Here is a 25,725-nt window from a genome sequence, read left to right on the forward strand (position 1 = left end):
AATGGCAAAGAAGATTCTTCAAGCGGTTATTTTTGGTCTGTTTTGTGCAGCCTTAATTCTGTTTGTTTTCCCTTGGGCGAATACGCAAGTTAAGAAATTTAATCTTTTTCAGCCAGAAATCGCAAGCTATCATGATGCGGTAAAAGCCGCCTCTCCGGCTGTTGTGAATATTTATACTCAGATATTAGACAATAGTAGTGAGAGTGGTATGCGCCTAAATTTAGGATCGGGCGTGATCATGACGGACGCAGGTTATATTTTAACAAATAACCATGTTATTAAAGATGGATATCAGATTGATGTTTATCTTCAAAATGGAAAACGTTTTAATGCTTATGTGGTAGGGTATGATGTCTTAACCGATCTCGCAGTATTAAAAATTAATGCGGAGAACCTTCCGACAATTCCGCAAAATAATAAACGAGAATTACGTGTAGGTGATGTGGTATTAGCAATTGGTAATCCTTATAACTTAGGGCAAAGTGTTACACAAGGGATTATTAGTGCAACGGGGCGTAATACGCTATCAGATCGTACCCGTCAAAATTTTATCCAAACGGATGCACCAATCAGTAAAGGCAATTCAGGTGGTGCATTAATTAACACGGCAGGGGAATTGATCGGTATCAATACCATTAGTTTGAAGAATAGTGGCGAAATCAAAGAGTTAAGCGTAACTGGGACCGATGCCATCGCAGAAGGATTAAATTTTGCGATTCCGATCAATCAAGCTATCGGGATTATGAAAAAGATCATTAAAGACGGTCGAGTAATTCGAGGGTATTTTGGCGTAAGTAGTGATTTATTCTATTCGGCAGAACAGCTTGGTGTGGAACGAGGTGTATTGATCACCGGTGTGGCTGCAAATGGCCCGGCAGAAAAAGCTGGCATCCATGTTGGCGATATTGTATTAAGAATAGATAAAGTTGAGGCAGTTTCTCCTTCACAAATGATGGAAGTATTAGGAAACATTAGCCCTAATACCAAAGTGAGAGTAGTTGTTCTTAGACAAGGGAAACAGCTTGAATTTGATGTTGTGATCGGTGAATTCCCCGATGTTCAAATCAATGATGAATAAATAAAATAAGGAAAAATATGAAAAATGTGATTATCACGGTAGATGGACCAAGCGGTGCAGGTAAAGGCACATTATGTTATGCCTTAGCTCAAAAGTTGGGCTTTGATTTCCTTGACTCTGGGGCTATTTATCGTATCACAGCATTAGCGGCAACTAAAAAGGCAATTCCATTAGATGATGAAAACGCATTAGCGGAAATCGGTCAAAATTTAGATGTGCAATTTATTCCGCAAGATGGCGAAGTGAATGTGATTTTAAACAGTGAAAATGTTGGCGACCAAATTCGCACGGCTGAAGCAGGGCAAAATGCTTCAAAAGTTGCTGCTTTCCCTAAGGTTCGTCAGGCTTTATTACAACGCCAGCGTGACTTTGCAAGTGAAAAAGGATTGATTGCTGATGGACGAGATATGGGAACAGTGGTCTTTCCTGAAGCGCAAATTAAGCTCTTTTTGGATGCCTCAGCAGAAGAACGTGCAAAAAGACGCGTAAAACAGTTGCAATCTAAAGGATTTAATGCTAATTTTGACGAGATTTTAGCCGAGATAAAAGAACGTGATTTCAGAGATCGAAATCGTGCTGTTGCGCCACTTGTGCCGGCAGCAGATGCGTTACTTTTAGATTCGACAAATTTATCGATTGATGAGGTTATTCAACAAGCATTGGATTATATTTCATCAAAAGGTATTCTCTAATTTTAGTCCAGTGAAGCAATGGATTGCTTTACTTTTATTATCAACCCCGTTTAACAGGATGTTAGATGGTAGTTTATTTTTATTAAGAAGAAAATTATGTCAGAAAATTTTGCTCAACTACTTGAAGAATTCCTTTCTAACGAAGCTCGTTTAGGTTCTGTTGTTAAAGGTACTGTAGTAGCTATCCAAAAAGGCTATGTAATCGTTGATACTGGTTTCAAATCAGAATCAGCAATTGAAGCTTCAGAATTTACAAACGCACAAGGCGAATTAGAAGTTCAAGTTGGTGACGTTGTTGATGTGGTATTAAAAGCTGTTGAAGACGGCTTCGGTGAAACAGTAGTTTCTCGTGGTGACGCAAAACGTAACGAAGCTTGGATTGCTTTAGAAAAAGCATTCGAAGAACAAGCGACAGTAACAGGTTTTGTAAATGGTAAAGTAAAAGGCGGTTTCACTGTTGAGTTAAACGGTGTTCGTGCGTTCTTACCAGGTTCATTAGTTGATACTCGTCCAGTACGTGATTCTTTAAACCTTGAAGGTCAAACTTTAGAGTTAAAAGTAATCAAATTAGACCAAAAACGTAACAACGTTGTTGTATCTCGTCGCGCAGTAATCGAAACAACTAACTCAGCTGATCGTGAAGAAGTATTAGCAAACTTAGTTGAAGGTTCTGAAGTGAAAGGTGTTGTTAAAAACTTAACAGACTACGGTGCATTCGTTGATTTAGGTGGCGTAGATGGCTTATTACACATCACAGATATGGCTTGGAAACGTGTTAAACACCCAAGCGAAGTGGTTACAGTAGGTCAAGAAGTTACTGTTAAAGTACTTAAATTCGACAAAGATAAAACACGTGTATCATTAGGCTTAAAACAATTAGGTCAAGATCCATGGGTTGCAATCGCACAAAATCACCCAGTAGGCAGCAAATTAAGCGGTAAAGTAACTAACTTAACAGACTACGGCTGCTTCGTTGAAATTTTAGATGGTGTTGAAGGTTTAGTTCACGTTTCAGAAATGGATTGGACAAACAAAAACATCCACCCATCTAAAGTAGTAAGCGTTGGTGATGTTGTTGAAGTAATGGTACTTGAAGTTGATGAAGAACGTCGTCGTATCTCATTAGGTTTAAAACAATGCAAAGCAAACCCATGGGAACACTTCGCAGCGACTCACAACAAAAACGACAAAGTTTCAGGTAAAATCAAATCAATCACTGATTTCGGTATCTTCATCGGTTTAGAAGGCGGTATCGATGGTTTAGTACACTTATCTGATATTTCTTGGGAAGTTCAAGGCGAAGAAGCTGTACGTAACTACAAAAAAGGTGATGAAGTAGAAGCGGTTGTTTTACAAGTTGATGCAGTTAAAGAGCGTATCTCTTTAGGTATCAAACAATTAAGTTCAGATCCTTTCTCTAACTTCATTGATTCAACTAAGAAAGGTGCTATCGTTTCTGGTAAAGTAACAGCAGTTGATGCAAAAGGTGTTACGGTTGAATTAGAAGGTGGCGTTGAAGCTTATATTCGTGCAAACGAAGCGACACTTGATCGCGTAGAAGACATCACTTCTGTAATTTCAGTAGGCGATGCAATCGAAGCGAAATACACAGGTGTAGATCGTAAAGCTCGCGTAATCAACTTATCTGTTCGTGCAAAAGCAGAAGCTGAAGAATCAGCAGCAATTGCTCAAGTGAACAAAGAAGAAGTTGCTATGCCAAATGCATTTGCAGAAGCATTCAAAGCAGCTAAAGGCGAATAATTAATTTATTCTTCTCTGAAGCGGGTATGTAAAGCATACCCGCTTATCTACGTGTTATATTTAAACAAAGGGTATTCGTTTCTTTAAATATAATTCGTATAGGTGGAAAAGAAATGACGAAATCAGAATTGATTGATAACTTATTTTCACAAAATCCTTCACTTCATTTAAATATGGTTGAAGAAGGCGTAAGAGAAATTCTTGAGAAAATAATGTTTTCTTTAGAAAATGGTGAGCGTATTGAAATTAGAGGATTTGGTAGTTTCTCTTTACACTATCGTGATGCACGCGTAGGGCGCAATCCCAAAACTGGTGAAAGCGTCAAATTAGAAGCGAAGTCTGTTCCGCATTTTAAAGCGGGTAAAGAATTAAAAGAACGTGTAGATTTATCCTAACTACGTGAGGTTATGATATGAAATATATATTAGGTTTAATTATTGTTTTAACGGTTGTTATTGTGGGAGTTACCATTGGTGCCAATAATGATCAGTTAATTACCTTTAACTATGTTATTGCACAAAGTGAAATCCGTTTATCTACTTTAGTTGCGGTATTATTTGGTTTTGGTCTAATCCTAGGCTGGCTTTTAACCGGTATTTTTTACCTAAAATTAAAACTTCAAAACTTAGCGTTAAATCGCCGAGTAAAACGTCAATCACAACAGATTACCGAATTAACCACGCCTAAGGCTGAATAATGCTCGAATTATTGTTCCTTTTACTTCCTATTGCCGCTCTTTATGGCTGGTATATGGGGCAACGTAGTGCGAAAAAGGATCAAGAATCTATCCAAAATAAATTTTCCCGTGACTATGTCACGGGATTGAACTTCCTTTTATCTAATCAGCAAGAAAAAGCGGTTGATCTTTTCCTCTCTATGTTGCAAAAGCAAGAGTCGGAAAATCAAATCGCAACCGAATCTCAATTTGAAGCAGAATTAACGCTTGGAAATCTCTTTCGCTCGAGGGGCGAAGTTGATCGTGCATTACGGATTCACCAGGCGTTAGATTCAAGTCCAGATTATTCTATTGAACAAAAATTACTTGCCAAGCAGCAACTTGCGAAAGATTTTATGGCGGCAGGTTTTTATGATCGGGCAGAAAATTACTATATTCTTTTGTTAGATGAACCAGAATTTGCGGTGAATTCACTTTCTCAATTGATGGAAATTTATCAAAAAACCAAAGAATGGAAGAAAGCGATTAACGTGTCCGAAAAATTATTAAAAATAGCGCCGGAAACAGATCGCATACCGCTTGCTCATTATTATTGTGAATATGCTCAAGCGGTTAAAAATGAAGATCAAAATGCATTTTTATCGCTTTTGGAGAAGGCTTTAGAACATTTCCCACAATGCGCTCGAGCCTCAATGATGTTAGGTGATTACCATCTCGAAAATCAACGTTTTAGAACGGCTGCGGATTACTATGAAAAAGTCTTGATACAGGATTCGGATTATATAGGTGAAGTGCTCGATAAAATACGCACTTGTTATTTAACATTAAAAGATCTTGGCGGATATGAAATTTTCTTGATCCGAGCGAATCAAGTAAAACATAATGCTGGTGTGGATTTAGCACTCACGCAATTGATTGAGGAAAAAGATGGCGTTTCTGCTGCACAATCAAAACTTTACCAACAGGTAAGACAATATCCTCATTTATTGACATTCCATCGTTTTATTCATTACCAAATCAATGAAGCTGAAGAAGGAAGTGGAAAAGAGAGTCTCATTTTGCTTCATAATATGGTTGGCGAGCAGATAAAAAAAGGATTCAAGTATCGTTGTTTAAACTGTGGCTATCAAAGTTACCGTTTAAATTGGTATTGCCCATCTTGCCGGCAGTGGGAAAAAATTAAACCTATTCATAGTATTGACACAACAATTTAAAATCATCGGAGTTCCATATGAATAATAAAGTTATCGTTGCATTAGATTACGAAACCGAACGTGAGGCCCTAGCATTTGTAGATCAAGTTGATCCTTCGCTTTGTCGTTTAAAAGTGGGGAAAGAAATGTTTACAACGTTAGGAACCACTTTTGTAAAACAACTTCATGAGCGTAAATTTGATGTTTTTCTTGATTTAAAATATCACGATATCCCTAATACAGTGGCTCGTGCTGTTCGTTCAGCTGCAGATCTTGGTGTATGGATGGTAGATTTACATGCTTCAGGCGGTTTGGCAATGATGGAAGAAGCGAAGAAAATTTTAGAACCGTATGGGAAAGATGCACCGTTATTGATTGCAGTAACCGTATTAACAAGTATGGAAGATTTAGACTTATTGCAAATTGGTATTAATACTTCTCCAATGGAACAAGTTATTCGTTTAGCACATTTAGCTCAACGTGCAGGCTGCGATGGCGTAGTATGTTCTCCACAAGAAGTTGAAGTATTACGTACACATTGCGGTAAGGACTTCAAACTCATTACCCCAGGTATTCGTCCGGAAGGTAGTGATTTTGGCGATCAACGCCGTGTAATGACACCAAAACAAGCAATTGAAACAGGTTCTGATTTCTTAGTGATTGGCAGACCAATTACACAGGCGAAAGATCCTTTGGCGGTGTTAAAATTCATTAATGCGAGTATCGCATAATAATGACGCTTTAATATCCCCTCTCATGAGGGGATTTTATTTTGAGAGAGATATATGACTTTAGTTTATTCTACGGAAACGGGGCGTATTAAACCCGAAAAAGAGAAGATTGAACGACCTAAAGGGGATGGCATTGTTCGTATTCAACGTCAAACAAGCGGTCGAAAAGGAAAAGGGGTTTGCATTATTACAGGGTTAGATCTTGAAGATGCCGAATTAAAACTGCTTGCCGCAGAACTAAAAAAGCGTAGTGGTGTTGGTGGTTCCGTTAAAGATGGGATGATAGAAATACAAGGCGATAATCGAGATTTACTTAAACAGTTACTAGAACAAAAAGGCTTTAAGGTTAAACTTGCCGGAGGTTAAAATATAGCGGTCAAAATAGTTATTTCTTTCCCTATTTTGACCGCTTGTCCTATCTATTCAAACAACCCTGCATGTAAAGCACGAACAATATCATCAGCTTCTTGGTTTTTCACTAATGTACACACGTTATTTGTGCTTGCACCATAGCTAATTAAACGAATATTAAAGCCTTCTAAGTGATGGAATAATTGTTTTGCTACACCAGCCTGCGTATGTAAATTGTTACCAATGATAGCGACAAGTGCTAAATCATTCTCAACTTGTACGTGGCAATGTTCATTCAACTCATCAAGTAATGCTTGAGATAACATATCAGCGCCGGATGAAGCAGAACCCGTTTTATCTAAAGTTACCGCAATGCTCACTTCAGATGTTGTAATGACATCCACAGAAATATTGTGTTTTGCAAGAATCGTGAAGACTTTAGCTAAAAAGCCTTTTGCATGAAGCATCGAAAGACTTGATAGCGTTAAAAGTGTTTGATTACGGCGTAAAGCAATCGCACGGAATGTTGGGCGTGGTTGTGGATCACGTGTTACCCAAGTACCGCCTTGTTCCGGTGCCTTGCTTGAACCAACATAAACAGGAATGTTGCTACGCACAGCAGGTAATAAGGTTGCCGGGTGTAAAACTTTCGCACCAAAGGTTGCCATTTCAGCCGCTTCATTAAATGCCATGGTATCAATACGTTGAGCATTTGGTACAACACGAGGATCTGTTGTGTAGATCCCTGGCACATCGGTCCAAATGAGGACATCATCAGCATTAAGAACTTCGGCTAAGAGTGCAGCAGAGTAGTCAGAACCACCGCGTCCTAACGTTGTTGTTTTTCCTTCATCGTTACGACCAATAAATCCTTGAGTAATCGCTACTTTGCCAGCTGAAAGAAGTGGTTTTAAAATGGCGTCAGCTTGTGATTTTGTTTTTTCGTCATTCGGTACAGCTTTTCCATATTGACTATCCGTAGCCACAATATCACGAACATCAACCCATACGGCAGGATAACCGCGTTCTACGCAAAGCTGAGTAAAGATTTTAGTAGACATCATTTCACCGTGCGAGATAAGCTCATCAGTAAGCGCATCCGATGTCGCTAAGCTTGCTGATTCTGCTAACGCAGTAATATGATTCAATAAGGTATCAATTTCTGCACGGATTTGTGCTTGTTCTTGAAGTTTATCAATAATGTTGTATTGAATGGTTTTAACCGCTTCGAGAATTTCAGTACGGCGAGTTTTATCACAGCCGTTTGCTAATTCCACTAAATAGTTTGTTACACCTGCTGAAGCAGATAATACGACAACACGTGTATTTGGATCTGTTGTTACAATGTTTGCACATAATGTCATAGCGTCAAAATTTGCAACGCTGGTACCACCAAATTTAGCCACAGAAAGTTTAGACATAAGATTTCCCTAAAAAGATAATAAAAAATGTGGTTGTAGTGGATTCGGAAAGGAAATTGAGTAGATTAGTCGGTTGGTACCATTCAATCAGAGCACTCCATTTAAAACAAAAGTGTTTTAAATGACAGCTAGTAGGATTCAACCTAACCTAGCCGATGTTCATTCCAGTCTAGTGAATTCACACCTCGGCAATCACTCCCATCGTCTAATCCTCAATCAGCCCTAGTTGCCTTAGATTAGCTTACCTGAATGTTGCACCTCTCTTGCTTTAAAATCAATAAGTTACGCTAAAAATGCGTAATTTTGGCGTAACGGTTAATTTTAAAGGTTACGGATTTTACTCCGTTTGAATAGCTTATCACAATTTTGTTGAAGGGCAATAATTTATTTAAAGCGTTTTGAATTTGCTCTAAACCAACGAACAACTTCTCCAGCAACATAACGTGGGCGAGGGTTGGGGTTATTTGGGTCTATTGATACAGGTTTAGGAAATGAAGGAAGCTTTACTATCTTTTTATCAATAACAGAACGATCACGCTGTGCCATGATGGCAACATCTTCAACTGTTAGAAGTAATACGCTATCTTCGGTTAAATTAGCAAGTGCCATCATTCTAATTGAGTTTAAGGCTTCTTTTTCGCCTTTCTGTGAAAAGGATAAATTTTCCATATTTCCTCCAATAAAAAACCTAGCGAAAGCTAGGTTGTGTGTTGATCCATTCTCTTAGGGTTTTCCACGTTCGGTAATCGCACTCATCGCCCAAGTAGCAAAATTCTTTGCTGGCTTTTAGGTCGTCTTCGTGGGATTGCAATGCTTCGTCTAGATCTCGAATGATGATGGCTTTGGCGTGTTTGGTAAGGTCTTGCCAATGTTCACGGATAAACTCCACGCAATCTATCACAGCAAAGGTTCTACGCCCCATACAGTAGCGTAATGACTGTATGGCGAGCGTTTGGAAAGTGCGGTGGTTTACGCTGATGGCTTCGGTCATAAATCTTCCTCTTTAACAAACACACCATCTATCATTTTTCCCTTGCGGTCTTTGATTTGGTCGTAGGCGTGTTTTACGCAATCGTAGAAATCAAATCCTGCACCGTAGGCGTAATGCATTAAGTTATAAGCCAACAATCCAATAAGTTCAAAAGGTTCGGCTATTTCTTCGTATTCTAAAGCACTGGCGAGGTTTCCTGCCCAGCTTAAGAGAAAATTTAAATTTGTGGTGCCGGAAAATTTCTCGGGAGGGAATTGGTAGCATTCGTAGGCTTCAAGAATGTCATTATCTAAGCAGTGATAACCAAATTGGGCGCTTAAAATGGTTAGCGCGACAAAACAGTCGCCAATGCTGTCTTTAATCAGTTCTTTGTCCTTTTTGTTGTGTCCTGCGAAGAGTTCGCCTAGCTCTTCGGCAAATTTGAAGAGTTGTTTTTGTGGCGCTGAGCCTTTAATCAGGTTGCGGTCTTCAGCCCATTGCTTGATTTGTTGGATAAGTCGGTTCATTTAATTTCCTTCAACTCAATACTTTTTAATAATTCTGATAATTTATCTTCTTTCTTACTCAATTCTTTTGCCTTGCTCCATAGAGCATGTCTCATTAAAAAACCAAAGTTAATTGTCTTTGGTTTATCTATATGAAAATAAGATACGCCATTGTGAACCCAAAGTGATATATGGCGGTAATGATGCCACTTTATGCTGCATTACGAGCGTTAGATGATGACGATGAGGGCGGTAATAAAATGGATCAGCTTGGCGATATTACACGTTATATTCCACTCCCATTGGGCCTAGACAAATACTTCAAAATCCCTGTGGGTTTTGGTATGCCACAAATGGCATGGAATTTCTCTGTGAATATCGTGAAAGCAGGAATGGCAGATATTTCAATGTCGGAAGCCGCAACCAATATGTTTGTGCATTCCATGAGAACCTTTGCACCGATTTCCCCTAGTGAAATTTCGGCTGCAAAATTTCCATTAGAAAAACTTGCCTTAACAGCAACACCAACAATTCTGCAACCTTTAATGCAAAATGTGTTAAATCGTTCAGCATTTGGTAGCCAAATCACCACTAATTTTGTGCGTGATGATAAATTAAAATCGGAACAATCCAAATCAACAACCGCACAATTTTGGAAAGATGTTGCTGTTGAATTAAACGATGTATTAGGTATTGATATGCACCCAGAACAGATTAAAAACCTCCTTGATGGGTATGGTTCAATGCTTGGCTCATTGAAAGAACTACAAACGATTTTTATTGAAAATCCAAATCGTGAACAACTTGGCAGACGAACTCGCACCCCATTCTTAAACCAATTGATTGGCACAACGAATGAGTTTGCAATTCAAAGCCGTTACTATGAGGCAAGTGAAGAAGCACAAACGCTTGCAAACGAATATAACTCTCGTAAAGAGCGTGGTAAGTTAGAAGGGTGGTTAGATGCAGAGAAGCTTAAAATTGTGAAATGGCATGAGCGTAATGAGAAGCTTATGGCTAATACCACAAAAGAGAAATCTAAACTAACCAGACAACTTCGAAGCGGGACAATAAACGCCAATGTATATGAGGCACGTTTAAAAGTCTATAACCAAAAAATGGATGTAGTACAGCGTACTCTTTTAAATCAATGGCGTGAAATGCAAGGCCTAAACACCACAAAATCAAGGTAATACCCAACCGCACTTTCGGGTGCGGTTTTATCTATTTGCTTCATACTTTAACTTGTAATATGATGGCTAAAGCGTATTTAGCCCAAAGACAGAAAACAATGCTCAATAGGAGTATAGAATGTTAGTCGATCCAATTAGTTTTACGCTGGCATCAGCTTTAGCATTTATGCCGGCAGACTATTCAGTAGAAAAATACCAATCTCAACAAACGGTTACGCTTAACCTTGCGACAGAAGAAGATTTTGCACATATTGCCAGTGCAATTTTAATGGCAAATGGCACAATCGAAATGTTCTATCGTTTAGCTTATGCCGATGTGCGTTTTTTTGACAGCGTGCCTGATTTATCGCAACGCTTTGAGAACACCATTAAACTCTTGGAAGAAACACAGCAGTATCGTGGAAAATTGGCTGAGCTAGACGAAAATTTAGCGTTATTTAGCAAAAATTTCCACAAATTGCACCGCTTGTATGAAAGCTATGAGTACAAGAAAGAGGCAGATCGTGTGTTATTATCGAGAGTGGATAGTCCAAATGCGATTTCGTTTGATGAAAATTCAACGGATGAAGAAATCCGAGCTTTTATTTTTGGAGTATAAAAATGAAAGTGAATGTTTCAGAGTCTTTTAAGAAAGGTAAAACGAATAATGCAAAATTTATTGATTTACCGTTTATGTCTGAATTACAGCGTGAATTGTTGTTTGCATTTATTCGAGATGTAAGAGCGGATAAAGGAATAATGGGCAAAAACAAACCCTCTTGGCTTGATGATAATTTGGATGAAATTCCCAACACTGAAAATTATCAAGCCAACCGTTTTTGGCATTATCATTGTGGAGAGTTTGATCCAAATGCCAAAATCCGTGCATTAACTTACCAACTCAAATTGAATTTAGACGGATTAACATCAGCAGCGATTTTGCATTATCGCAAGGTATCAAATGAAGAAGTAACGGTTGTTGGTTTTTCGCCAATCCATATTCCGTTCCCTTATGAAGATGACCCTGATAATCCTCTGTTCACGGAATAGTAAAAACCAATTTAATTTCGACCGCTTGTAGCCAATGTTACAAGCGGTTTGACAAGAAATGATTTTCTCTCTACCATAAGGTAGTTCTGAATAGGAGGGAAAGTTATGTTAGCGTTTTTAAAGAGAGTGACCAATCTTAGTATTGTTTCTTCTGTATTAAAAAGCCCTATGGATTACCCAGATATTAACAATGGATTTGAACGAGATCGCCGTAACTTATGCAAAGGCTGTAACGAAGTTGTAAAAGGCATTAACCACAATGTGAGAGTTTATGGCAAAGAATACGCAAATTAAAGCTCGCAATGCGAATAGCGAAATTCATCTCTCGCATAGCCAAGTAGATAGTCCAATTCTTGATGTGAGATCTCTTGAACATTTGCAACAATTCAGACCTGATATTGTGGATTTTGTTGTAGAGCAAACAAAGAAAGAAGCAGAACACCGACGTAAGCAGGATAGCAGAATGATTAGCTACACCTTTATTGAAAGAATAGGTGCGTTGTTATTGGGTGCATTTATTGGTGTTGGGAGTATAGCCGGTGCAATTTATGCAGCTATACTTGGATTTGAAACATTGGCAACAACAATAGCCGCTGTTGGATTAGGTTCGTTGGCTGTTGCATTTTTGAGACGAGACAAAAAGTAAACTTATTACATATAACCGACCGCTTGCAGAAATGTAGGCGGTTTTTTTATACCTAAAAAACAGGAGGATTATGGCAAACCAATTCAAACCCATCATTGACCAACTCAAAGATCAAGCTGATAAAGACGGCAGTAAAGACTTACTTTATCAAGAATACAAAAAATACACTGCTCCGCAATTAACCCCATTACGAGATGAATATGTCAAAGAGCTTATTCATCAAATGATGGAATATAAGGAAAAAGCGGAGTATCTCTATTTACATCACTTTAATGAGAACTAGGTTATGGCTGAAAAATCAATGTTAGATACGGTTACGGAAACCATTTTTGGCGAAAATATTGACTGTGATGACATTCAGAAAAAAATTCAAAGTGTCCAAGACACTTCAGGGAAATTAACAGATGCCAGCGCAAAAGCCCGAGCATTGGCAATGGCAGACTATGCTTGTAAGTATTTTAAAGCGGTTCAGCATAATGCTAGAGTAAATCTTGCGATTGCCCTAATCCAACAAGCAGCAAGTTTCTACTTTGCCGACAAACAACACGACGTGGCAAAACAAGCTCAAAATCGCTTTGATGAAATTTGGGCGAACCAAAAAGACAAAAGCGATAAACTCTTTAATCATTGGTATGACAACAGCCGACCGATCGAAATTTCAATGCTGAATGAGGCAAGAGAAAGAGAGCAGAGAGGCTACCAAGTGGATTACGAAACGGCAAAAAATCGTGCGATTTCCACCGCGCGTAGCGAGTTTTCTCGAGCAAGAGATAAAGTGCAACGAGAAAGCAACATTCATTGCGTAGGGGCAACGAGAACCGCATTACGCCAACTTCACGCTGCAGAAGCAAGAGCGGCTGTTTTGGCCACAAACCAAGCAATCCGAATGGAAGAAGAGCGTAAACATCAACGTGAAAGCCAATACCGTGAGGAAGTCTATAAATGGAACGCACTCTTTCAAGGACGTGTTGGCGACAGCCTCAATTCAATTCGCACCGCCCAACAAGCGGCAGCTGCGGCAAGCCAAATCAATCCGTATGAAGGGTGGTCTCAAGCTGTTGCTGGGTTAAGTAATATCGGTGCGGCTATCGGTACGGGCAATATGGCAAGCGCAATGGGAAATGCAAGCTACGCAATACCGGCATTTGCAAATAATTTGTGGACTTGATATATTCAATTTCCTTTTATTTGAATTTTTGTATAGAATATCCCTTAATCAAATAGGAGAACAATTATGTCGGAAAAATCGGAGAATTGTGTTACACGAGAAGAATTTGAACAGTTCGTTCAATATAATGAACAACGTTATTCATCTTTGTTTAACCGTGTATTAGGGTTGGATATGGTTGTTCGCTCTCTTGTTTTGCCATTAGCAACCACTAGTGAAGTGGCAGAAAAAGCGAAAGATATTATTGATTTATTGGATAATATAAAATCCAACTTATTGCAAACAGGCGGTATTGCGCCTGAACACCAAAAAGATATATTTTTCTCTTTAGATCTTACTCTTGATATGTTACAAAATGTGTTAAAAAAATTAGAGGTTGGCAAAGATGAACCATAATGCATCAAGCGATACTGGGTATATTGTTGGTTCTGTTTTAGCCACATATGCTTCTACATATTCCGAATTAAAAGATCGCAAAGAAGAGTTAATTAACATTAAATCTGATCTGAAATCATTAGGCAATCAACTCAATGCTATAGAGAACACATTAACAGAAATGAACAGCAAATTAGATACTGTTGTTTCAGAACGTAAATGGTACAAAACCGCTGCAGGTTTTGTGATTGCAGCTTCTGCTAGTATCATTGCATTTATTGTGTTTTTGATCTCTTATTCAGATGAAATTAGTGCGATAAAGCAATTATTAAATCAGCTTATTGAGCTCAATAAATAATAATCGACTAAATCCAACCGCCTGTGGAGATACAGGCGGTTTTGATTAATGATAAATCTCTCTCCGATGTCCGATTTCTAAGGCGGTTATCAACAATTCGCCATTATCAATATGGCAAATAATGCGATAATCGCCGACACGATAACGCCACATTCCGGATAAATCACCGACTAAACCTTTGCCCCGATCTCGTGGATTTTCGAGCGTTGCTAAGGTTTTAAGATAGCGGATAATTTGTTGAGCCTGTTGAGGATTTTTCTTAGCGAGTTTGGCTAATTGCTTTTTAGCGGTTTCCGCTAAGATGACGTTCCAAGTTAAGCTCATTCTCGACTTCCTCTAGTGAATAGGTTTTTTCTTTACCTGAACGGACACGCTCAAGAACCGCATTAGCTAAGAGCAAATCTTCTAAATCTTCCAAATAGGCTTCTAATGCTTCTTTGACATAAAAAGATTTTGCTCGCCCAGTTTGGACGGAGAGATGATCTAAGCGTTGTTGTAATTCGTCTGGTAATCTTACGGTCAATGCCATAGTGTTATCCTCTTACATTAAGATGTTGGATAAGTATAGGGTAGTAATAATTGTAATACAAGTAATAATGCTATTTTTAGTGAGCATACTGGAGCTGAGTACCAAAATCTATTTTCTCGATCTGTGTCGTAAAAACAAATTTTGATACTTGACAAATTCAAATATAAAACCCTGTTGAACACTAGCATTACTTTTGGGTAGAATGTTGGTGGGTTTTCTGCCAATGAGGTATGTGTATGGAAGTGATTATTGTAATATGTATAATAATTGTTTTTGTATTGTATAACACTAATTTTGATGGTGAGTCTAAAGAAGAACTTAGAAATAAAATAAGATATTTAGAACAGAAGTTGAATGGGGATGATTTTAAAAAACTTTTAGTTCAAACATCTAGAGAAATTGAAAATAGAAAAAAAGAGGCGGAGAATGAAGCTCGCGAAATCAGAGCTAGGGGAAGAAAATATGTTGATTCACTAACTCAACGAGTTACTGGTGAATTGGAGCTAAAGAAATTAAATTTGCAGAATGATATAAATAACTTTGAAATAGAAAAAGAAAATTTAATAAAAAGAAATTCTTTTTTAGAAGGATTATATAGCTCTTTTCAGGAATCATATATTTCAGGTAGATACTGGCTTGTTGAGCAATATATTGAAGTTGTTGCTGAAAAAGATTTTGCAGAGATTGAATTTTTTAAAAACAAAAAAAATCCAGCAATAAAGGCTTCTGAGAAGTTAGCTGAAATCCAACTTGAAAGAAGGGAGTTGTTAAGAAAATATAAATTTCTAGAGTATCAATTGAAGACATATGAAGAATATTTCCCATTCTTGTTGGATTATCAAAATGAGATCTTAAATGATGAAATAACGAGAGATACGAATTATGTAAAATCAGGAGTAGATCCAGTTAATCGATTTCTAAATCCAGAGGAATATTCTGCTCTTTCTACAACACAGAAAAATCAACTTGCTTTAACTCGATATATTCAAGGTAATTTAAGTAATAAGGATATTGGTAAAATGTATGAGCGTTACTTAGGTTATTTTTATGAAAAACAAGGATATGATATTCAATTTATAGGAATTGAAAAAGGAGTTGAAGACTTAGGGCAAGATCTTATCTGTTCTAAAGGTAATGAAGTAATTGTTATTCAGGCAAAGTGTTGGGCAAAAAATAGGGAAATTAGGGAAAGACATATCTTTCAACTATTTTCTACCACCTTACTTCATAAAATGGAGAACTCTAATAAAAAGGCAAAATACACGAGTATTTTATATACTACTGCCCAATTAAGCCCATTAGCAAGAGATATAGCAGACAAATTAAAAGTTAAGTATGTAGAGTATTTTAGCTTAGATAAAGGATATCCTATGATTAAATGTAATGTAGGAAAGCAGGGAGAAAAAATCTACCATTTACCGTTTGATCAAATGTACGATAAAGTAAAAATATCTGGTGAAGATGAATTTTATGCAAAAACAGTAGAAGAAGCAGAAAATAAAGGTTTTAGACGAGCCTTTAAGTTTAAAGGTTTTTCTTCTTAATAAGCAAAACCCTATTGCAATCAATAGGGTTTTGCTTTATATTTGCTCCATAGGTCTCAAAACCTTAGTAGCGGTAATCCGCAACCGAAACCCTTTGCGGTTTTTTTATATCTAAAATTCGTACTCTTTTGTTTGTTGCCAGCAAATCACAAGAGATTTAGATGTTGAAAAGGTAAAATTTATTTCAATGGTCGAGTGGGCGACTAATACAACACCTTCGGGGAATACGTCCAGCTTACTACTAGGCTTTTGAGCCACTCGACCACCAGTCAATTTCATATGAAATTAACTGCTCATTACTCAAAAAATTAGTAGGTGTCAAAATGACAAATCAAATTTCAACTCAAACTATCTCTTTTTACGGGACGGATCTCATTACTTTAAAAATTGATGATGTGGTTTATACAGCCGTTTTGCCAATCATTAATGCTTTGGGATTAAGTCAAGGTACACAATCAGCCAAACTTCAAAGAAATAAAGAAAAATTCAGTTGTACTCATATGAAAACAACTGGATCTGACGGCAAAACTTACGAAATGCTCTGTATGCCACTTAAAAAACTCAATGGCTGGTTATTTAGCATTAACCCTGAAAAAGTTCGTCCCGATCTGAAAGATCGTGTAATTCAGTATCAAGAAGAATGTTTTGAAGCTCTCTACAATTACTGGCACTTTGGCAAAGCCGAACGCAAAACAACCACAGACGAACGCACAGGCTTACGACAAGCAGTCAGTGCTTTAGTGAGTAAAAAAGGTTTAATCTATTCCGATGCCTACTCACTTATTCATCAGCGTTTTAATGTTGAGCATATTGACGAGCTAACTCCTGAACAAGTGGGAATGGCGGTGGAGTATGTTCACAAAATCTATCTTGAAGGGGAGTTGATCATTGATGAGCCAAAAGAAGAACCTAAACTCGATAAAGAAACCGCTCTTGATCTTGTTAGTTCGTGGTTTGCATTATATAACAGCCTAGATTTACTGGCTCAAGTTTACAGACCGCTCGAATTATTAGGCTCTCGACACGGTGTAATGGCATATACTCACGTAACCGAATATCGAAATAACTTGAGCCTAATGAAACGTTTTCTTGAGCCAATGTTTGAAGGCGTAATGCTAGATCCGTTCAGACAAGCTCACTACTTCAAGGCACTTAAAACTTTACGTGAATATGAACAACGAAGTTTTAGCCTTGCAACGCTTTAATTTGTAATATTTTAAACAAAACCGACCGCTTACCGAAACGTAAGCGGTTTTTTTATATCTCAACAAAACAGGAGCAACTTAATGCGACCAATTCATATCAACAAACAAGTGGCGAAAACCACCTTTCAAATCGACAACTGCGGTAACGCAACCGAAGCCACGATGGAAATTACTCGTGTAGGCGGTAGCGATACCATTGTTTATCCGTCTTTAGAAATGACGGCGGACACGGTAACGTTTATGTGGGACGATGCACTTTATAAAGCACGATCAGGACGTTATCAAGGCATTATCCGCATAGACGGTTGCCAACCATTCTGCGTACCAATTCATCTTGGTTGCAAATGTAATATGGGCAGTAGCGAAAACGGCTACTTTACTTCAAGCGAATGTATGGGGTGTAAATAATGGCAACAAAATACAAATGGCTTAACGGCTATTCAACCAGTTTAAACGCAAAACTATCATCAACAGATGGTCTTTTACCAATTGATGATGCAGCAACATTAGCAACGAAACTTGATGCAGACCACACTTATTTGGTTATCAATGACGGCACAGGTGCGGAAATTGTCAAAGCAATTGCATTTGGTAATCAGGTAAAAATCGAACGTGGAAAAGACGGTACGGAAGCAAAAACCTTTCCGACAGGAAGTTGTGTAAAATGGGAAGTGACAAAACAGGGTGTGACTGAAACGGTCTGTAATAGTGATTTCAGTTGTTGTGATTTTGATGAGAACTGTTGCGGTAAACAGTCAGGTTGTGGGTGTGGTTAAAATAAGCCTCCATATTGGAGGCTTGTTTTTAAATCTAATCCAACAAATCCGCAACATCACTCATATCAGGGGCATAATAGGTATTAAGTAGGATTTTAATATCTTTATGCCCTGATATTTTCGCTAATGTCATTACATCTACTTTTTTAGCTAATCGAGATAGTGCCTCTCGCCTGGTGTCGTGAAAATGCAGATCAAGAAGATCGGTATTTCTCCTTATAATTCTAAACTGGCGATCAATAACTTTAGAGTTAATACCAAAAACAGAATCATCGGACTTAATCTCTTCTAATTGCTTCAAGATGCGGATGGCTTCTTTGGATAATGGAACAATTCTACTTGATCCATTTTTTGTTAAAGGCAAGAATGCAGTACGCTTCTCAAAAGATACATCATCCCACGTTAAGTTGCTGATTTCTCCAGCACGCATAGCAGTTTCAATGGCGAATAAGAATGCAGCAGCAACTCGTTGTCTTAATCCTTTAATGCCGTTACGATATCCACTAAAAGAGATTATTTTTTCAATATCTTCATCAGAAAATCGTTGTGTTCTCGGCTTAGCATTAGCTGGCATTGCTAGACCCATCATCGGGTTTTGCGTGATGTACTTCCATCGCTCATAAGCATAAGTAAATATATTGCTCACGATGGAGATTTCTCTCCTTGCAGTGCTTTCTTTGACATTCTCTAATAGTAGATTAAGGTAAGTTTCTAGATCTGCTGTGGTAATATCAGCAATATACTTATCAACCAACCACCCATGATGAGTAATAAGTCTGTTGATTCGATTGTATTCTTGTTTGATTGCGCGCTTAGTAGGTGTTACCTCTTTTTGATAACGTCTGATCACATCAATAAAAAGCGTATCTGGCTGAAGCCCCTTTTTCTGCAATTCAATTTTATTTTCTTCCTCAATTCCCCATAGTGTTGCTTCTGTTTTACTTTTAAAAGTAGCAGATTTTCTAATACCGTTTTTAGACACTTCAACACGATATTTATCTCCTCGTTTTCGTATTGTAGCCATAATATCCCCCTCTTGTTTGGCGTAATTTTGGCGTAATTCATTCCTAAAAATACCCAAAAATACCTAAAAAGTAAACAAAATAAGAAATGAAAAAAGCAATATTATGAAAGCAAAAAGGTTATTTTATCTAATAAAATCAAGTGGTTATAGTAGGTTTTGGAGGTTGGGTAGGATTTGTATGAAAAATACAGTATGCGTGAATGTTGCACCTCTCTGTTTCGCAAACGATTGGCTTGCGACAACGAAGCTAAAAATACGCTTTTTTTATAAAGAGTCAAGTATAAATTAGTCAAATGAAGTGAAATGACGAAGGATTAAACAAATAAGATGAGTAAGCGGTTAATTTGTCAAAAGAAATCGCAAATAACTTGCAGAAATTAACCGCTTGGTTGGGGTTATGAAAATTATTCCGCTTTCTCTGTTGGTGCTTGTTTATGAGCTGCCATTTTTTGACGAATTTCACGGCGTTGTTTAGAGAGCTCTGCGTTACGAATCATATAATCATCAACACGGTTTTCATAGTCATCACGCATATTGGCAATGATCGCACGAATTTCATTCACGCTCATAGAATCGTTGATATATTGTGAGAGGTTATCAAGTAACAATACGCGTTTTTGGTTATCGCGAATTTTACGGTCGTTATCAGCCGTTTCACGATGTAATTTATTCTTTAAGCGGTATAAATGCACATAATCTAACATATCTTGGAAAGATTGTTTTTTTACATCAGCCATAGAAAGATCCTCTAAATTAAAGATAGAAATAAAAACACTATAAATCCTAGACCTTTTAAATCCATTCGTCAAAAACTTTTACAGCAGATTATGCATTTGCATAAATAAACATCAAAAAAAGTGAAAAAAGCCGAGGAAAACAAAGCGATTATTGAGAAAAAATGATACACTCAAATCATTTAAATCTACGTCACTCCATAAAGCAGGGTATTTGCTAATGCATTCTGATATTCATTCCGGCGCAAACTCGCAACGAGAATTTGCAGCCATTGATCTCGGCTCAAACAGTTTTCATATGATCGTAGCACGTATCGTGAACGGATCGATTCAAGTGCTTTCTCGTCTTAAGCGAAGAGTGCGTTTAGCTGATGGTTTAGATGAAAATCGTATTTTAAATCAAGCGGCTATTCAACGTGGCGTGGATTGTTTAGCTTTATTTGCTGACCGGTTACAAGGTTTTGCGCCTGAAAATGTGAAAGTGGTTGGTACTTATACATTACGCCGTGCTTTAAATAACCAAGAATTCTTGGATCAAGCCAAAAAAGTTTTTCCGTATGATATTCAAATTATTTCAGGACAAGATGAAGCACGTTTAATTTATTCCGGTGTGAGTCATACCCAACCCGAAAAAGGACGAAAGTTCGTGGTTGATATCGGCGGTGGTTCCACAGAAATGACTATTGGCGATGAGTTTCAACCGCTCCGCGCAGAAAGCCGACACATGGGGTGCGTCAGTTTTGCTAAGCGTTTTTTTCCACAAGGGGAATTAACACGTGAAAGATTCCAAGCCGCTTATCAGCTGGCAATGGAAAAAATTGAGGATTTAGAAGCGGATTATCGTGCGTTAGGCTGGCAACATGTATTAGGTTCATCCGGCACCATTAAAACGGTATCGAAGGTGCTTATTGCTAACGGTTATCGTGATGGCGTCATTAACGAAAAACGGTTACAAGCGATTATTCATAACTGTTTAAAATTTAATTCGTTACACGATATTCAATTAAAAGGTTTGCTTGAAGAACGTGCGGATGTGTTAATGCCGGGGCTGGCTATTTTGTTGGCACTTTTCCATACCTTTAAAATTGAAAGTATGCGATATTCTGATGGCGCATTACGTGAAGGCGTAATGTATGGCTTGGAAAAAGCCTTTCAAGTTGATGATATTCGTCAGCGTACCGCAGAGTCCCTTGCACTCCAGTTCAACTTAGATCGTGCCCAAGCTTATCGAGTAGAGCAAACGGCGTTGCGCTTATTTGATCAAGTTCAATTGTGGAAAAATCGCCGTCAAATTCCCGAACTACGTGAAATGCTCAAATGGGCGAGTGTATTGCATGAAATCGGTATTGTTATTAACCATAATAATATCAATAAACATTCTGCCTATATGATTGCAAATAGCACTTTAGCCGGGTTCGATGCGGAACAGCAAAATTTATTAGCCACCTTAATGCGCTATCATTTAAAAGGTTTTAAGCGCAGTGATATTCGTAGCACAAATCGCTACCAGTATCGGGATATTATGACTTTATTACGTTTGTTCCGTTTAGCGGTTTTATTAAATCGTTCTCGACAAGCCACACATTCATCGCAAAATTTAGCGTTAGAAATTACGTCGGATTATTGGCAGTTACAGTTTGATGAAGATTTCTTAACGCAAAACCCGCTCATTTATGCTGATTTACAAGAAGAACAGAAAGTATTGAATGCCATCGGCTTTGATTTACAAGCGGTTTAAATGGTCGAATATTTTGCAAAAAAGGCACGAAAGTGTCTTTTTTTGTTATGAGCGAAGATAAAATTTGATCCACTTCTCATTTTTCATGATTTCTTCTTGTTATTTTTCCTCAAAAAATTTACTCTAGTAGTGTTGAAGTAGAACTTCAAATGAATTCATTTTGGAGTAAATCAACTCCACTTTAATTAAGGATACAATATGTTACTAGGTGATCTTTCTCGTGCAGATTATGCTAAATCGCTCCCTCCTGTCTTTGCTCGTCTTTGCGAAAAACTGAAATCGCTTGACTTAGCTAATCTTCCGTTAGGCTGGCAAGATTTAGAAGACGGGATTCGAATGAACGTGATGGAATTTGAAACCACGCCTGCGGAGGAGAAAAAAGCGGAAATGCATCGAAAATTTATTGATATTCAACTCCTCATTTCCGGCACAGAGATGATTGAGTATGGATTATCAGAACCTGATCTAACAAAGTTTGATGAATATCGAGAAGAAGATGATTACCAATTAACAGAGATGATCGAACATAAAAATGACTTGGTACTTCAACCTAATATGTTTGCGATTTTTCTGCCTTACGAACCACACAAACCAGGGAATAGTGTAAATGGCAAAAACGCACAACTAAAAAAATTAGTAGTAAAAGTGCCGGTTACCCTTTTATAACGAAAGGAGGCCAATAATGTCTGCCCGAGGAAAAATTCTGGATACCATAGGCGCATTACAAACCAGCTTAACAAAAACCGAAAAGAAAATTGCGGCAGCGATTCTTTCTCAGCCACAACTGTTAAATCAATGTTCTTTATCAGAAGTTGCGACTCAACTTGATGTCGGCGAAGCTACGTTCATTCGCTTTTGCCGTACATTAGGTTATAAAGGCTATACGGATTTCAAATTAGATTTAGCGATTGAGTTGGCAACACAAGAAAAAGATAAACGTGTATTGCTTGAAACGGATGTTCTAGAGCAAGATACGTCTCGAGAAATTGGAGCTAAGCTTCAAACCAGTCTAAACAATGTCATCAGTGAAACATTGAATTTATTAGATTTTGATGAATTAGAGAAAGCTGTTCAAGCATTGAAAAAAGCAAAACGTATTTTTATCTTTGGCTCAGGTGCATCAGGTTTAACCGCAGAAGATTTTAAATATAAATTAATGCGAATTGGTTTTCAGGTTGATGCAATCAGTAATAACCACTTCATCTATATGCAAGCCGTTTTGCTGAAACCAGATGATGTCGTGATAGGCATAAGCCATTCCGGCTATTCAGAGGAAACTAATCGAGGTTTGCGCTTAGCAAAAGCAAATGGCGCAACAACCATTGCTTTAACGCATAATCTTCGCTCGCCGATTACTGATGTTGCTGATTACGTGCTTATTAACGGCAATCGACAAGGACAGATACAAGGCGACTCGTTAGGCACAAAAATGGCGCAACTTTTCGTATTAGATTTGATTTATATCTTGCTTGTTCAAAGTGATCTTGAATTTGCGTTACAACAAAAACAACGAACGATGGATATTATTTTAGAATATCGTTCGAAACAGGCATCAAATGACCTAAATATCGCAACATTGTAACGCTAGATAAAATTCCAAGCGGTTTAATTTGTAAAAAATCTTGCAAATTAAACCGCTTGTTATTTGCAATGCAAAACGTTTTCGCTAGAATGGAACCACTTTCATTTAAAAAAGAGGCAAACACAATGACACAAGTTTACAATTTCAGCGCAGGTCCGGCAATGATGCCGAAAGCCGTTTTAGAACAAGCACAAAAAGAGCTTTTAAACTGGCAAGGTCAAGGCACTTCAGTGATGGAAGTGAGCCACCGTGGCAAACTTTTTATGGAACTGATTGCAGAAGCAGATAAAGATTTCCGCCAATTATTTAATATTCCAGATAACTACAAAATTTTATTCTTACAAGGTGGTGCAAGAGGGCAGTTTGCGGCAATTCCAATGAACTTAATTGGCGCAAAAGGCAAAGCGCTCTATTTAAATAGCGGTCATTGGTCTGGTATGGCTGCAAAAGAAGCACGTAATTTCTGTGAAATTGACGAGCTTAACGTAACCGAAAAAGATGAAAATGGCGTGATTTCTATTACACGCACCGATTTCAGCGACATCACCGAGCAATACGACTATGTTCACTATTGCACCAACGAAACCATTACCGGTGTTCAATTTAAAGAGGTTCCAAACGTAGGCAATGCGGTATTAGTGGCAGATATGTCATCTGATATTTTAGCAAGCCGTATCGACATCAGTAAATTTGGCTTAATTTATGCAGGTGCACAGAAAAATTTAGGGCCGGCAGGCATTACGATCGTGATCGTGCGTGAAGATCTCATCGGCAAAGCACGCCAAGCAACCCCTTCTATTTGGAACTATGAAACACAAGCTAACGCAGACTCAATGATTAACACACCACCAACATTTGCGTGGTATCTCTGCTCATTGGTGTTCAAACATTTATTAGCGGAAGGTGGCTTAGACACCGTTGAAAAACGCAACCAAGCAAAAGCGGAAAAACTTTATCAATACTTAGATAACAGCACCTTCTACCGCAACTATATTGCGAAGCCAAACCGCTCAGTAATGAACGTAACCTTTAGCACCGATAACGATGAACTGAATGCAAAATTCGTGGCAGAAGCGACTGCTTGTGGTTTACAAGCCTTAAAAGGACATAAAGTGTTAGGCGGTATGCGTGCTTCCATCTATAACGCAATGCCGATTGAAGGCGTTGAAGCATTAATTGCTTTTATGGATAAATTTGCAAAAGAGAATGCATAAATCTCAAACTCTCTCCCTGATTTTGCTTCTAAACGAAGCAAAATCTGTCCCTTTCCCGTAAGGGGTGAGGGTTGTACAGTACAATAGGGGGAGGAAAATAACCTCCTAACAAACCATCATCAAAGGATCGCTATGCAATACATCAACATTGCCAATGAAGGCGTAAAATCGCTTTCACCTTACCAAGCAGGTAAACCGATTGAAGAACTTGAACGAGAACTCGGTATTACCAACATCATCAAACTTGCCTCAAATGAGAACCCATTTGGCTTTCCGGAAAGTGCAAAACAAGCGATTATCAACCAACTTAACGATCTCACTCGCTATCCGGACGCAAATGGTTTTGAATTAAAAGCCGCCGTATCAAAAAAATTTGGCGTAGCGCCAAATCAAGTGACTTTAGGCAATGGTTCAAATGACTTATTAGAGCTGTTTGCTCATACTTTTGCTGGCGAAAAAGATGAAATTATCTATTCCCAATATGCGTTTATTGTGTATCCTCTTGTAACCAAAGCGATCAACGCTGTGGCGCGTGAGATCCCAGCAAAAAATTGGGGACACGATTTAGAGGGCTTTCTTGCGGCAATCAATGAAAAAACCAAACTGATTTTTATCGCCAACCCAAACAACCCAACAGGTAATTTTTTAACGGAAGCAGAAGTCGATCGCTTCTTAGCAGAAGTGCCTGAAAATGTGATTGTTGTGTTAGACGAAGCCTATACCGAATTTACTGCAGAACACGAGCGGTTAAATTCTTTTGGATTATTACAAAAATACCCGAACCTCATTATCTCTCGTTCGCTTTCTAAAGCCTACGGCTTAGCTGGCTTACGTATTGGTTATGCGGTGTCTAACCCTGAAATTGCCGATTTACTGAACCGAGTTCGCCAACCGTTTAACTGTAACAGCCTTGCATTAGCCTCAGCTGTTGCCGTCATGAATGATGACGAATTTGTCAAAAAAGTTGCCGAAAATAACCGCTTGGAAATGGCTCGCTACGAAGCATTTTGCCAAGCACAAGGTTTAGAGTATATCCCTTCCAAAGGTAACTTTATTACGATTGACTTCAAACAACCGGCAGCGCCGATTTATGAAGCCCTATTGCGTGAAGGCGTGATTGTCCGCCCAATCGCTGGTTACGGTATGCCAAATCATCTCCGTATCAGTATTGGTTTACCAGAAGAGAACGACCGTTTCTTTAAAGCCTTGATTAAGGTATTAAAGAACTAAG

The 25,725-nt window shown here is 38.2% G+C and carries 35 protein-coding genes and 1 riboswitch; of the genes, 26 read left to right on the forward strand and 9 right to left on the reverse strand.

Annotation, left to right across the window (positions count from 1 at the left end):
- Position 1 precedes the first annotated feature (1 nt).
- From DDU33_RS07570 to yciH, 8 genes are all read left to right on the forward strand, one after another.
- The gene (locus DDU33_RS07570; protein WP_108924170.1) at positions 2-1,078 is read left to right on the forward strand and encodes a trypsin-like peptidase domain-containing protein; all 1,077 of its coding nucleotides are present in this window, start codon (positions 2-4) and stop codon (positions 1,076-1,078) included.
- Positions 1,079-1,095: 17 nt separating this feature from the next.
- Positions 1,096-1,770 carry a (d)CMP kinase gene (gene cmk, locus DDU33_RS07575; RefSeq protein WP_108924172.1) on the forward strand — a complete coding sequence of 225 codons (675 nt, stop codon included), beginning with the start codon at positions 1,096-1,098 and terminating at the stop codon, positions 1,768-1,770.
- A 96-nt stretch (positions 1,771-1,866) separates the two neighbouring features.
- Complete coding sequence (gene rpsA, locus DDU33_RS07580) at positions 1,867-3,531, forward strand: 30S ribosomal protein S1 (protein ID WP_005824235.1); 1,665 nt, start codon at positions 1,867-1,869, stop codon at positions 3,529-3,531.
- A gap of 113 nt (positions 3,532-3,644) precedes the next feature.
- Positions 3,645-3,926 carry an integration host factor subunit beta gene (locus tag DDU33_RS07585; protein ID WP_108924174.1) on the forward strand — a complete coding sequence of 94 codons (282 nt, stop codon included), beginning with the start codon at positions 3,645-3,647 and terminating at the stop codon, positions 3,924-3,926.
- A gap of 17 nt (positions 3,927-3,943) precedes the next feature.
- On the forward strand, positions 3,944-4,228 hold the full coding sequence (locus DDU33_RS07590) for a LapA family protein (protein ID WP_005819388.1): 285 nt from the start codon (positions 3,944-3,946) through the stop codon (positions 4,226-4,228).
- The gene (lapB, locus tag DDU33_RS07595; protein ID WP_108924176.1) at positions 4,228-5,421 is read left to right on the forward strand and encodes a lipopolysaccharide assembly protein LapB; all 1,194 of its coding nucleotides are present in this window, start codon (positions 4,228-4,230) and stop codon (positions 5,419-5,421) included. Before DDU33_RS07590 ends, lapB begins: the two co-directional genes overlap by 1 nt.
- A 17-nt stretch (positions 5,422-5,438) precedes the next feature.
- A complete protein-coding gene (gene pyrF, locus DDU33_RS07600) occupies positions 5,439-6,131 on the forward strand; it encodes an orotidine-5'-phosphate decarboxylase (protein ID WP_108924178.1) in 693 nt (230 codons plus the stop codon).
- A gap of 54 nt (positions 6,132-6,185) precedes the next feature.
- Positions 6,186-6,497: a stress response translation initiation inhibitor YciH gene (gene yciH, locus DDU33_RS07605; RefSeq protein ID WP_108924179.1), complete on the forward strand. Its 312-nt coding sequence runs from the start codon at positions 6,186-6,188 to the stop codon at positions 6,495-6,497.
- A 53-nt stretch (positions 6,498-6,550) separates the two neighbouring features.
- Here the strand turns inward: yciH and lysC are convergent, their stop codons facing one another.
- From lysC to DDU33_RS07625, 4 genes are all read right to left on the reverse strand, one after another.
- Positions 6,551-7,903: a lysine-sensitive aspartokinase 3 gene (lysC, locus tag DDU33_RS07610; RefSeq protein WP_108924181.1), complete on the reverse strand. Its 1,353-nt coding sequence runs from the start codon at positions 7,901-7,903 to the stop codon at positions 6,551-6,553.
- Between the two features lie 82 nt (positions 7,904-7,985).
- Positions 7,986-8,174: riboswitch (Lysine riboswitch) on the reverse strand.
- A gap of 113 nt (positions 8,175-8,287) precedes the next feature.
- Positions 8,288-8,572: a hypothetical protein gene (locus tag DDU33_RS07615; RefSeq protein WP_108924183.1), complete on the reverse strand. Its 285-nt coding sequence runs from the start codon at positions 8,570-8,572 to the stop codon at positions 8,288-8,290.
- Positions 8,573-8,591: 19 nt separating this feature from the next.
- Positions 8,592-8,894: a preprotein translocase subunit SecG gene (locus DDU33_RS07620; protein ID WP_108924186.1), complete on the reverse strand. Its 303-nt coding sequence runs from the start codon at positions 8,892-8,894 to the stop codon at positions 8,592-8,594.
- Entirely contained in the window at positions 8,891-9,400 is a 510-nt protein-coding gene (locus DDU33_RS07625; protein ID WP_108924188.1) for a MazG-like family protein, read from the reverse strand. The genes DDU33_RS07620 and DDU33_RS07625 overlap by 4 nt, the downstream gene beginning before the upstream one ends.
- A 170-nt stretch (positions 9,401-9,570) precedes the next feature.
- Here DDU33_RS07625 and DDU33_RS07630 point away from each other — a divergent pair, with 170 nt between their 5' ends.
- The 9 genes from DDU33_RS07630 (at position 9,571) to DDU33_RS07670 (ending at position 14,148) form a co-directional block, all read left to right on the forward strand.
- Positions 9,571-10,572 carry an LPD38 domain-containing protein gene (locus DDU33_RS07630; RefSeq protein ID WP_108924190.1) on the forward strand — a complete coding sequence of 334 codons (1,002 nt, stop codon included), beginning with the start codon at positions 9,571-9,573 and terminating at the stop codon, positions 10,570-10,572.
- A gap of 118 nt (positions 10,573-10,690) precedes the next feature.
- Positions 10,691-11,170, forward strand: coding sequence for a hypothetical protein (locus DDU33_RS07635; RefSeq protein ID WP_108924192.1), 480 nt, complete (start codon positions 10,691-10,693; stop codon positions 11,168-11,170).
- Between the two features lie 2 nt (positions 11,171-11,172).
- Positions 11,173-11,601 carry a hypothetical protein gene (locus DDU33_RS07640; RefSeq protein WP_108924194.1) on the forward strand — a complete coding sequence of 143 codons (429 nt, stop codon included), beginning with the start codon at positions 11,173-11,175 and terminating at the stop codon, positions 11,599-11,601.
- A gap of 105 nt (positions 11,602-11,706) precedes the next feature.
- Positions 11,707-11,895, forward strand: coding sequence for a hypothetical protein (locus DDU33_RS07645; RefSeq protein WP_108924196.1), 189 nt, complete (start codon positions 11,707-11,709; stop codon positions 11,893-11,895).
- Entirely contained in the window at positions 11,873-12,247 is a 375-nt protein-coding gene (locus DDU33_RS07650) for a hypothetical protein (RefSeq protein WP_108924198.1), read from the forward strand. Before DDU33_RS07645 ends, DDU33_RS07650 begins: the two co-directional genes overlap by 23 nt.
- A gap of 70 nt (positions 12,248-12,317) precedes the next feature.
- Positions 12,318-12,530 carry a hypothetical protein gene (locus DDU33_RS07655; RefSeq protein ID WP_108924200.1) on the forward strand — a complete coding sequence of 71 codons (213 nt, stop codon included), beginning with the start codon at positions 12,318-12,320 and terminating at the stop codon, positions 12,528-12,530.
- A 3-nt stretch (positions 12,531-12,533) separates the two neighbouring features.
- Positions 12,534-13,415, forward strand: coding sequence for a hypothetical protein (locus DDU33_RS07660; protein WP_108924202.1), 882 nt, complete (start codon positions 12,534-12,536; stop codon positions 13,413-13,415).
- Between the two features lie 66 nt (positions 13,416-13,481).
- Complete coding sequence (locus DDU33_RS07665) at positions 13,482-13,811, forward strand: hypothetical protein (protein ID WP_108924203.1); 330 nt, start codon at positions 13,482-13,484, stop codon at positions 13,809-13,811.
- Positions 13,801-14,148 (forward strand): hypothetical protein, encoded by a 348-nt coding sequence (locus tag DDU33_RS07670; protein WP_108924205.1) that lies wholly within the window; start codon positions 13,801-13,803, stop codon positions 14,146-14,148. The genes DDU33_RS07665 and DDU33_RS07670 overlap by 11 nt, the downstream gene beginning before the upstream one ends.
- A 45-nt stretch (positions 14,149-14,193) precedes the next feature.
- Here DDU33_RS07670 and DDU33_RS07675 read toward each other — a convergent pair whose 3' ends face one another.
- Positions 14,194-14,472: a type II toxin-antitoxin system RelE family toxin gene (locus DDU33_RS07675; RefSeq protein ID WP_021115974.1), complete on the reverse strand. Its 279-nt coding sequence runs from the start codon at positions 14,470-14,472 to the stop codon at positions 14,194-14,196.
- A complete protein-coding gene (gene relB / locus DDU33_RS07680) occupies positions 14,432-14,677 on the reverse strand; it encodes a type II toxin-antitoxin system RelB family antitoxin (protein WP_021113536.1) in 246 nt (81 codons plus the stop codon). Before relB ends, DDU33_RS07675 begins: the two co-directional genes overlap by 41 nt.
- A 236-nt stretch (positions 14,678-14,913) precedes the next feature.
- Here relB and DDU33_RS07685 point away from each other — a divergent pair, with 236 nt between their 5' ends.
- A complete protein-coding gene (locus tag DDU33_RS07685) occupies positions 14,914-16,221 on the forward strand; it encodes a restriction endonuclease (protein WP_157951832.1) in 1,308 nt (435 codons plus the stop codon).
- 111 nt (positions 16,222-16,332) lie between these two features.
- Here DDU33_RS07685 and DDU33_RS10885 read toward each other — a convergent pair whose 3' ends face one another.
- Positions 16,333-16,500 carry a hypothetical protein gene (locus tag DDU33_RS10885; RefSeq protein WP_021118892.1) on the reverse strand — a complete coding sequence of 56 codons (168 nt, stop codon included), beginning with the start codon at positions 16,498-16,500 and terminating at the stop codon, positions 16,333-16,335.
- Between the two features lie 44 nt (positions 16,501-16,544).
- Between DDU33_RS10885 and DDU33_RS07690 the strand changes: the two genes are divergently transcribed.
- The 3 genes from DDU33_RS07690 (at position 16,545) to DDU33_RS07700 (ending at position 18,202) form a co-directional block, all read left to right on the forward strand.
- A complete protein-coding gene (locus DDU33_RS07690; RefSeq protein ID WP_157951833.1) occupies positions 16,545-17,426 on the forward strand; it encodes a phage antirepressor N-terminal domain-containing protein in 882 nt (293 codons plus the stop codon).
- Positions 17,427-17,507: 81 nt separating this feature from the next.
- On the forward strand, positions 17,508-17,834 hold the full coding sequence (locus DDU33_RS07695) for a hypothetical protein (RefSeq protein WP_108924209.1): 327 nt from the start codon (positions 17,508-17,510) through the stop codon (positions 17,832-17,834).
- Positions 17,834-18,202: a hypothetical protein gene (locus tag DDU33_RS07700; RefSeq protein WP_108924211.1), complete on the forward strand. Its 369-nt coding sequence runs from the start codon at positions 17,834-17,836 to the stop codon at positions 18,200-18,202. Before DDU33_RS07695 ends, DDU33_RS07700 begins: the two co-directional genes overlap by 1 nt.
- A 34-nt stretch (positions 18,203-18,236) precedes the next feature.
- On the opposite strand, the gene DDU33_RS07705 is transcribed toward DDU33_RS07700, so the two are convergent.
- Both DDU33_RS07705 and DDU33_RS07710 read right to left on the reverse strand, forming a co-directional pair.
- Complete coding sequence (locus DDU33_RS07705) at positions 18,237-19,226, reverse strand: tyrosine-type recombinase/integrase (protein ID WP_108924213.1); 990 nt, start codon at positions 19,224-19,226, stop codon at positions 18,237-18,239.
- Positions 19,227-19,630: 404 nt separating this feature from the next.
- On the reverse strand, positions 19,631-19,963 hold the full coding sequence (locus tag DDU33_RS07710) for a DUF496 family protein (RefSeq protein WP_005824209.1): 333 nt from the start codon (positions 19,961-19,963) through the stop codon (positions 19,631-19,633).
- Between the two features lie 217 nt (positions 19,964-20,180).
- On the opposite strand from DDU33_RS07710, the gene ppx reads away from it, so the two are divergent.
- The 5 genes from ppx (at position 20,181) to hisC (ending at position 25,724) form a co-directional block, all read left to right on the forward strand.
- Positions 20,181-21,698 carry an exopolyphosphatase gene (gene ppx, locus DDU33_RS07715; RefSeq protein ID WP_108924215.1) on the forward strand — a complete coding sequence of 506 codons (1,518 nt, stop codon included), beginning with the start codon at positions 20,181-20,183 and terminating at the stop codon, positions 21,696-21,698.
- A gap of 198 nt (positions 21,699-21,896) precedes the next feature.
- A complete protein-coding gene (gene nanQ, locus DDU33_RS07720; protein ID WP_005819377.1) occupies positions 21,897-22,364 on the forward strand; it encodes an N-acetylneuraminate anomerase in 468 nt (155 codons plus the stop codon).
- Positions 22,365-22,380: 16 nt separating this feature from the next.
- The gene (locus DDU33_RS07725) at positions 22,381-23,280 is read left to right on the forward strand and encodes a MurR/RpiR family transcriptional regulator (RefSeq protein WP_108924217.1); all 900 of its coding nucleotides are present in this window, start codon (positions 22,381-22,383) and stop codon (positions 23,278-23,280) included.
- 125 nt (positions 23,281-23,405) lie between these two features.
- Positions 23,406-24,494 (forward strand): 3-phosphoserine/phosphohydroxythreonine transaminase, encoded by a 1,089-nt coding sequence (gene serC, locus DDU33_RS07730; RefSeq protein WP_108924219.1) that lies wholly within the window; start codon positions 23,406-23,408, stop codon positions 24,492-24,494.
- 132 nt (positions 24,495-24,626) lie between these two features.
- Entirely contained in the window at positions 24,627-25,724 is a 1,098-nt protein-coding gene (hisC, locus tag DDU33_RS07735) for a histidinol-phosphate transaminase (RefSeq protein WP_108924221.1), read from the forward strand.
- Position 25,725 lies beyond the last annotated feature (1 nt).

The organism is Actinobacillus porcitonsillarum, assembly GCF_003101015.1.
In the GTDB taxonomy this organism is placed as follows: Bacteria; Pseudomonadota; Gammaproteobacteria; order Enterobacterales; family Pasteurellaceae; genus Haemophilus_A; species Haemophilus_A porcitonsillarum.

Excerpts from the sequence above, each read along its gene's own strand:
- hisC (WP_108924221.1), top strand. The coding sequence starts at position 24,627 with ATGCAATACATCAACATTGCCAATGAAGGCGTAAAATCGCTTTCACCT.
- DDU33_RS07635 (WP_108924192.1), top strand. The coding sequence starts at position 10,691 with ATGTTAGTCGATCCAATTAGTTTTACGCTGGCATCAGCTTTAGCATTT.
- DDU33_RS07670 (WP_108924205.1), top strand. The coding sequence starts at position 13,801 with ATGAACCATAATGCATCAAGCGATACTGGGTATATTGTTGGTTCTGTT.
- DDU33_RS07655 (WP_108924200.1), top strand. The coding sequence starts at position 12,318 with ATGGCAAACCAATTCAAACCCATCATTGACCAACTCAAAGATCAAGCT.
- DDU33_RS07685 (WP_157951832.1), top strand. The coding sequence starts at position 14,914 with ATGGAAGTGATTATTGTAATATGTATAATAATTGTTTTTGTATTGTAT.
- DDU33_RS07590 (WP_005819388.1), top strand. The coding sequence starts at position 3,944 with ATGAAATATATATTAGGTTTAATTATTGTTTTAACGGTTGTTATTGTG.
- cmk (WP_108924172.1), top strand. The coding sequence starts at position 1,096 with ATGAAAAATGTGATTATCACGGTAGATGGACCAAGCGGTGCAGGTAAA.
- yciH (WP_108924179.1), top strand. The coding sequence starts at position 6,186 with ATGACTTTAGTTTATTCTACGGAAACGGGGCGTATTAAACCCGAAAAA.
- DDU33_RS07705 (WP_108924213.1), bottom strand. The coding sequence starts at position 19,226 with ATGGCTACAATACGAAAACGAGGAGATAAATATCGTGTTGAAGTGTCT.
- pyrF (WP_108924178.1), top strand. The coding sequence starts at position 5,439 with ATGAATAATAAAGTTATCGTTGCATTAGATTACGAAACCGAACGTGAG.
- lysC (WP_108924181.1), bottom strand. The coding sequence starts at position 7,903 with ATGTCTAAACTTTCTGTGGCTAAATTTGGTGGTACCAGCGTTGCAAAT.
- DDU33_RS10885 (WP_021118892.1), bottom strand. The coding sequence starts at position 16,500 with ATGAAATTGACTGGTGGTCGAGTGGCTCAAAAGCCTAGTAGTAAGCTG.
- DDU33_RS07690 (WP_157951833.1), top strand. The coding sequence starts at position 16,545 with ATGACAAATCAAATTTCAACTCAAACTATCTCTTTTTACGGGACGGAT.
- rpsA (WP_005824235.1), top strand. The coding sequence starts at position 1,867 with ATGTCAGAAAATTTTGCTCAACTACTTGAAGAATTCCTTTCTAACGAA.
- DDU33_RS07650 (WP_108924198.1), top strand. The coding sequence starts at position 11,873 with ATGGCAAAGAATACGCAAATTAAAGCTCGCAATGCGAATAGCGAAATT.
- DDU33_RS07710 (WP_005824209.1), bottom strand. The coding sequence starts at position 19,963 with ATGGCTGATGTAAAAAAACAATCTTTCCAAGATATGTTAGATTATGTG.
- ppx (WP_108924215.1), top strand. The coding sequence starts at position 20,181 with ATGCATTCTGATATTCATTCCGGCGCAAACTCGCAACGAGAATTTGCA.
- nanQ (WP_005819377.1), top strand. The coding sequence starts at position 21,897 with ATGTTACTAGGTGATCTTTCTCGTGCAGATTATGCTAAATCGCTCCCT.
- relB (WP_021113536.1), bottom strand. The coding sequence starts at position 14,677 with ATGGCATTGACCGTAAGATTACCAGACGAATTACAACAACGCTTAGAT.
- DDU33_RS07695 (WP_108924209.1), top strand. The coding sequence starts at position 17,508 with ATGCGACCAATTCATATCAACAAACAAGTGGCGAAAACCACCTTTCAA.
- DDU33_RS07660 (WP_108924202.1), top strand. The coding sequence starts at position 12,534 with ATGGCTGAAAAATCAATGTTAGATACGGTTACGGAAACCATTTTTGGC.
- DDU33_RS07625 (WP_108924188.1), bottom strand. The coding sequence starts at position 9,400 with ATGAACCGACTTATCCAACAAATCAAGCAATGGGCTGAAGACCGCAAC.
- DDU33_RS07620 (WP_108924186.1), bottom strand. The coding sequence starts at position 8,894 with ATGACCGAAGCCATCAGCGTAAACCACCGCACTTTCCAAACGCTCGCC.
- DDU33_RS07700 (WP_108924211.1), top strand. The coding sequence starts at position 17,834 with ATGGCAACAAAATACAAATGGCTTAACGGCTATTCAACCAGTTTAAAC.
- DDU33_RS07640 (WP_108924194.1), top strand. The coding sequence starts at position 11,173 with ATGAAAGTGAATGTTTCAGAGTCTTTTAAGAAAGGTAAAACGAATAAT.
- DDU33_RS07675 (WP_021115974.1), bottom strand. The coding sequence starts at position 14,472 with ATGAGCTTAACTTGGAACGTCATCTTAGCGGAAACCGCTAAAAAGCAA.
- DDU33_RS07585 (WP_108924174.1), top strand. The coding sequence starts at position 3,645 with ATGACGAAATCAGAATTGATTGATAACTTATTTTCACAAAATCCTTCA.
- DDU33_RS07725 (WP_108924217.1), top strand. The coding sequence starts at position 22,381 with ATGTCTGCCCGAGGAAAAATTCTGGATACCATAGGCGCATTACAAACC.
- DDU33_RS07665 (WP_108924203.1), top strand. The coding sequence starts at position 13,482 with ATGTCGGAAAAATCGGAGAATTGTGTTACACGAGAAGAATTTGAACAG.
- DDU33_RS07615 (WP_108924183.1), bottom strand. The coding sequence starts at position 8,572 with ATGGAAAATTTATCCTTTTCACAGAAAGGCGAAAAAGAAGCCTTAAAC.
- serC (WP_108924219.1), top strand. The coding sequence starts at position 23,406 with ATGACACAAGTTTACAATTTCAGCGCAGGTCCGGCAATGATGCCGAAA.
- DDU33_RS07570 (WP_108924170.1), top strand. The coding sequence starts at position 2 with ATGGCAAAGAAGATTCTTCAAGCGGTTATTTTTGGTCTGTTTTGTGCA.
- DDU33_RS07645 (WP_108924196.1), top strand. The coding sequence starts at position 11,707 with ATGTTAGCGTTTTTAAAGAGAGTGACCAATCTTAGTATTGTTTCTTCT.
- lapB (WP_108924176.1), top strand. The coding sequence starts at position 4,228 with ATGCTCGAATTATTGTTCCTTTTACTTCCTATTGCCGCTCTTTATGGC.
- DDU33_RS07630 (WP_108924190.1), top strand. The coding sequence starts at position 9,571 with ATGGCGGTAATGATGCCACTTTATGCTGCATTACGAGCGTTAGATGAT.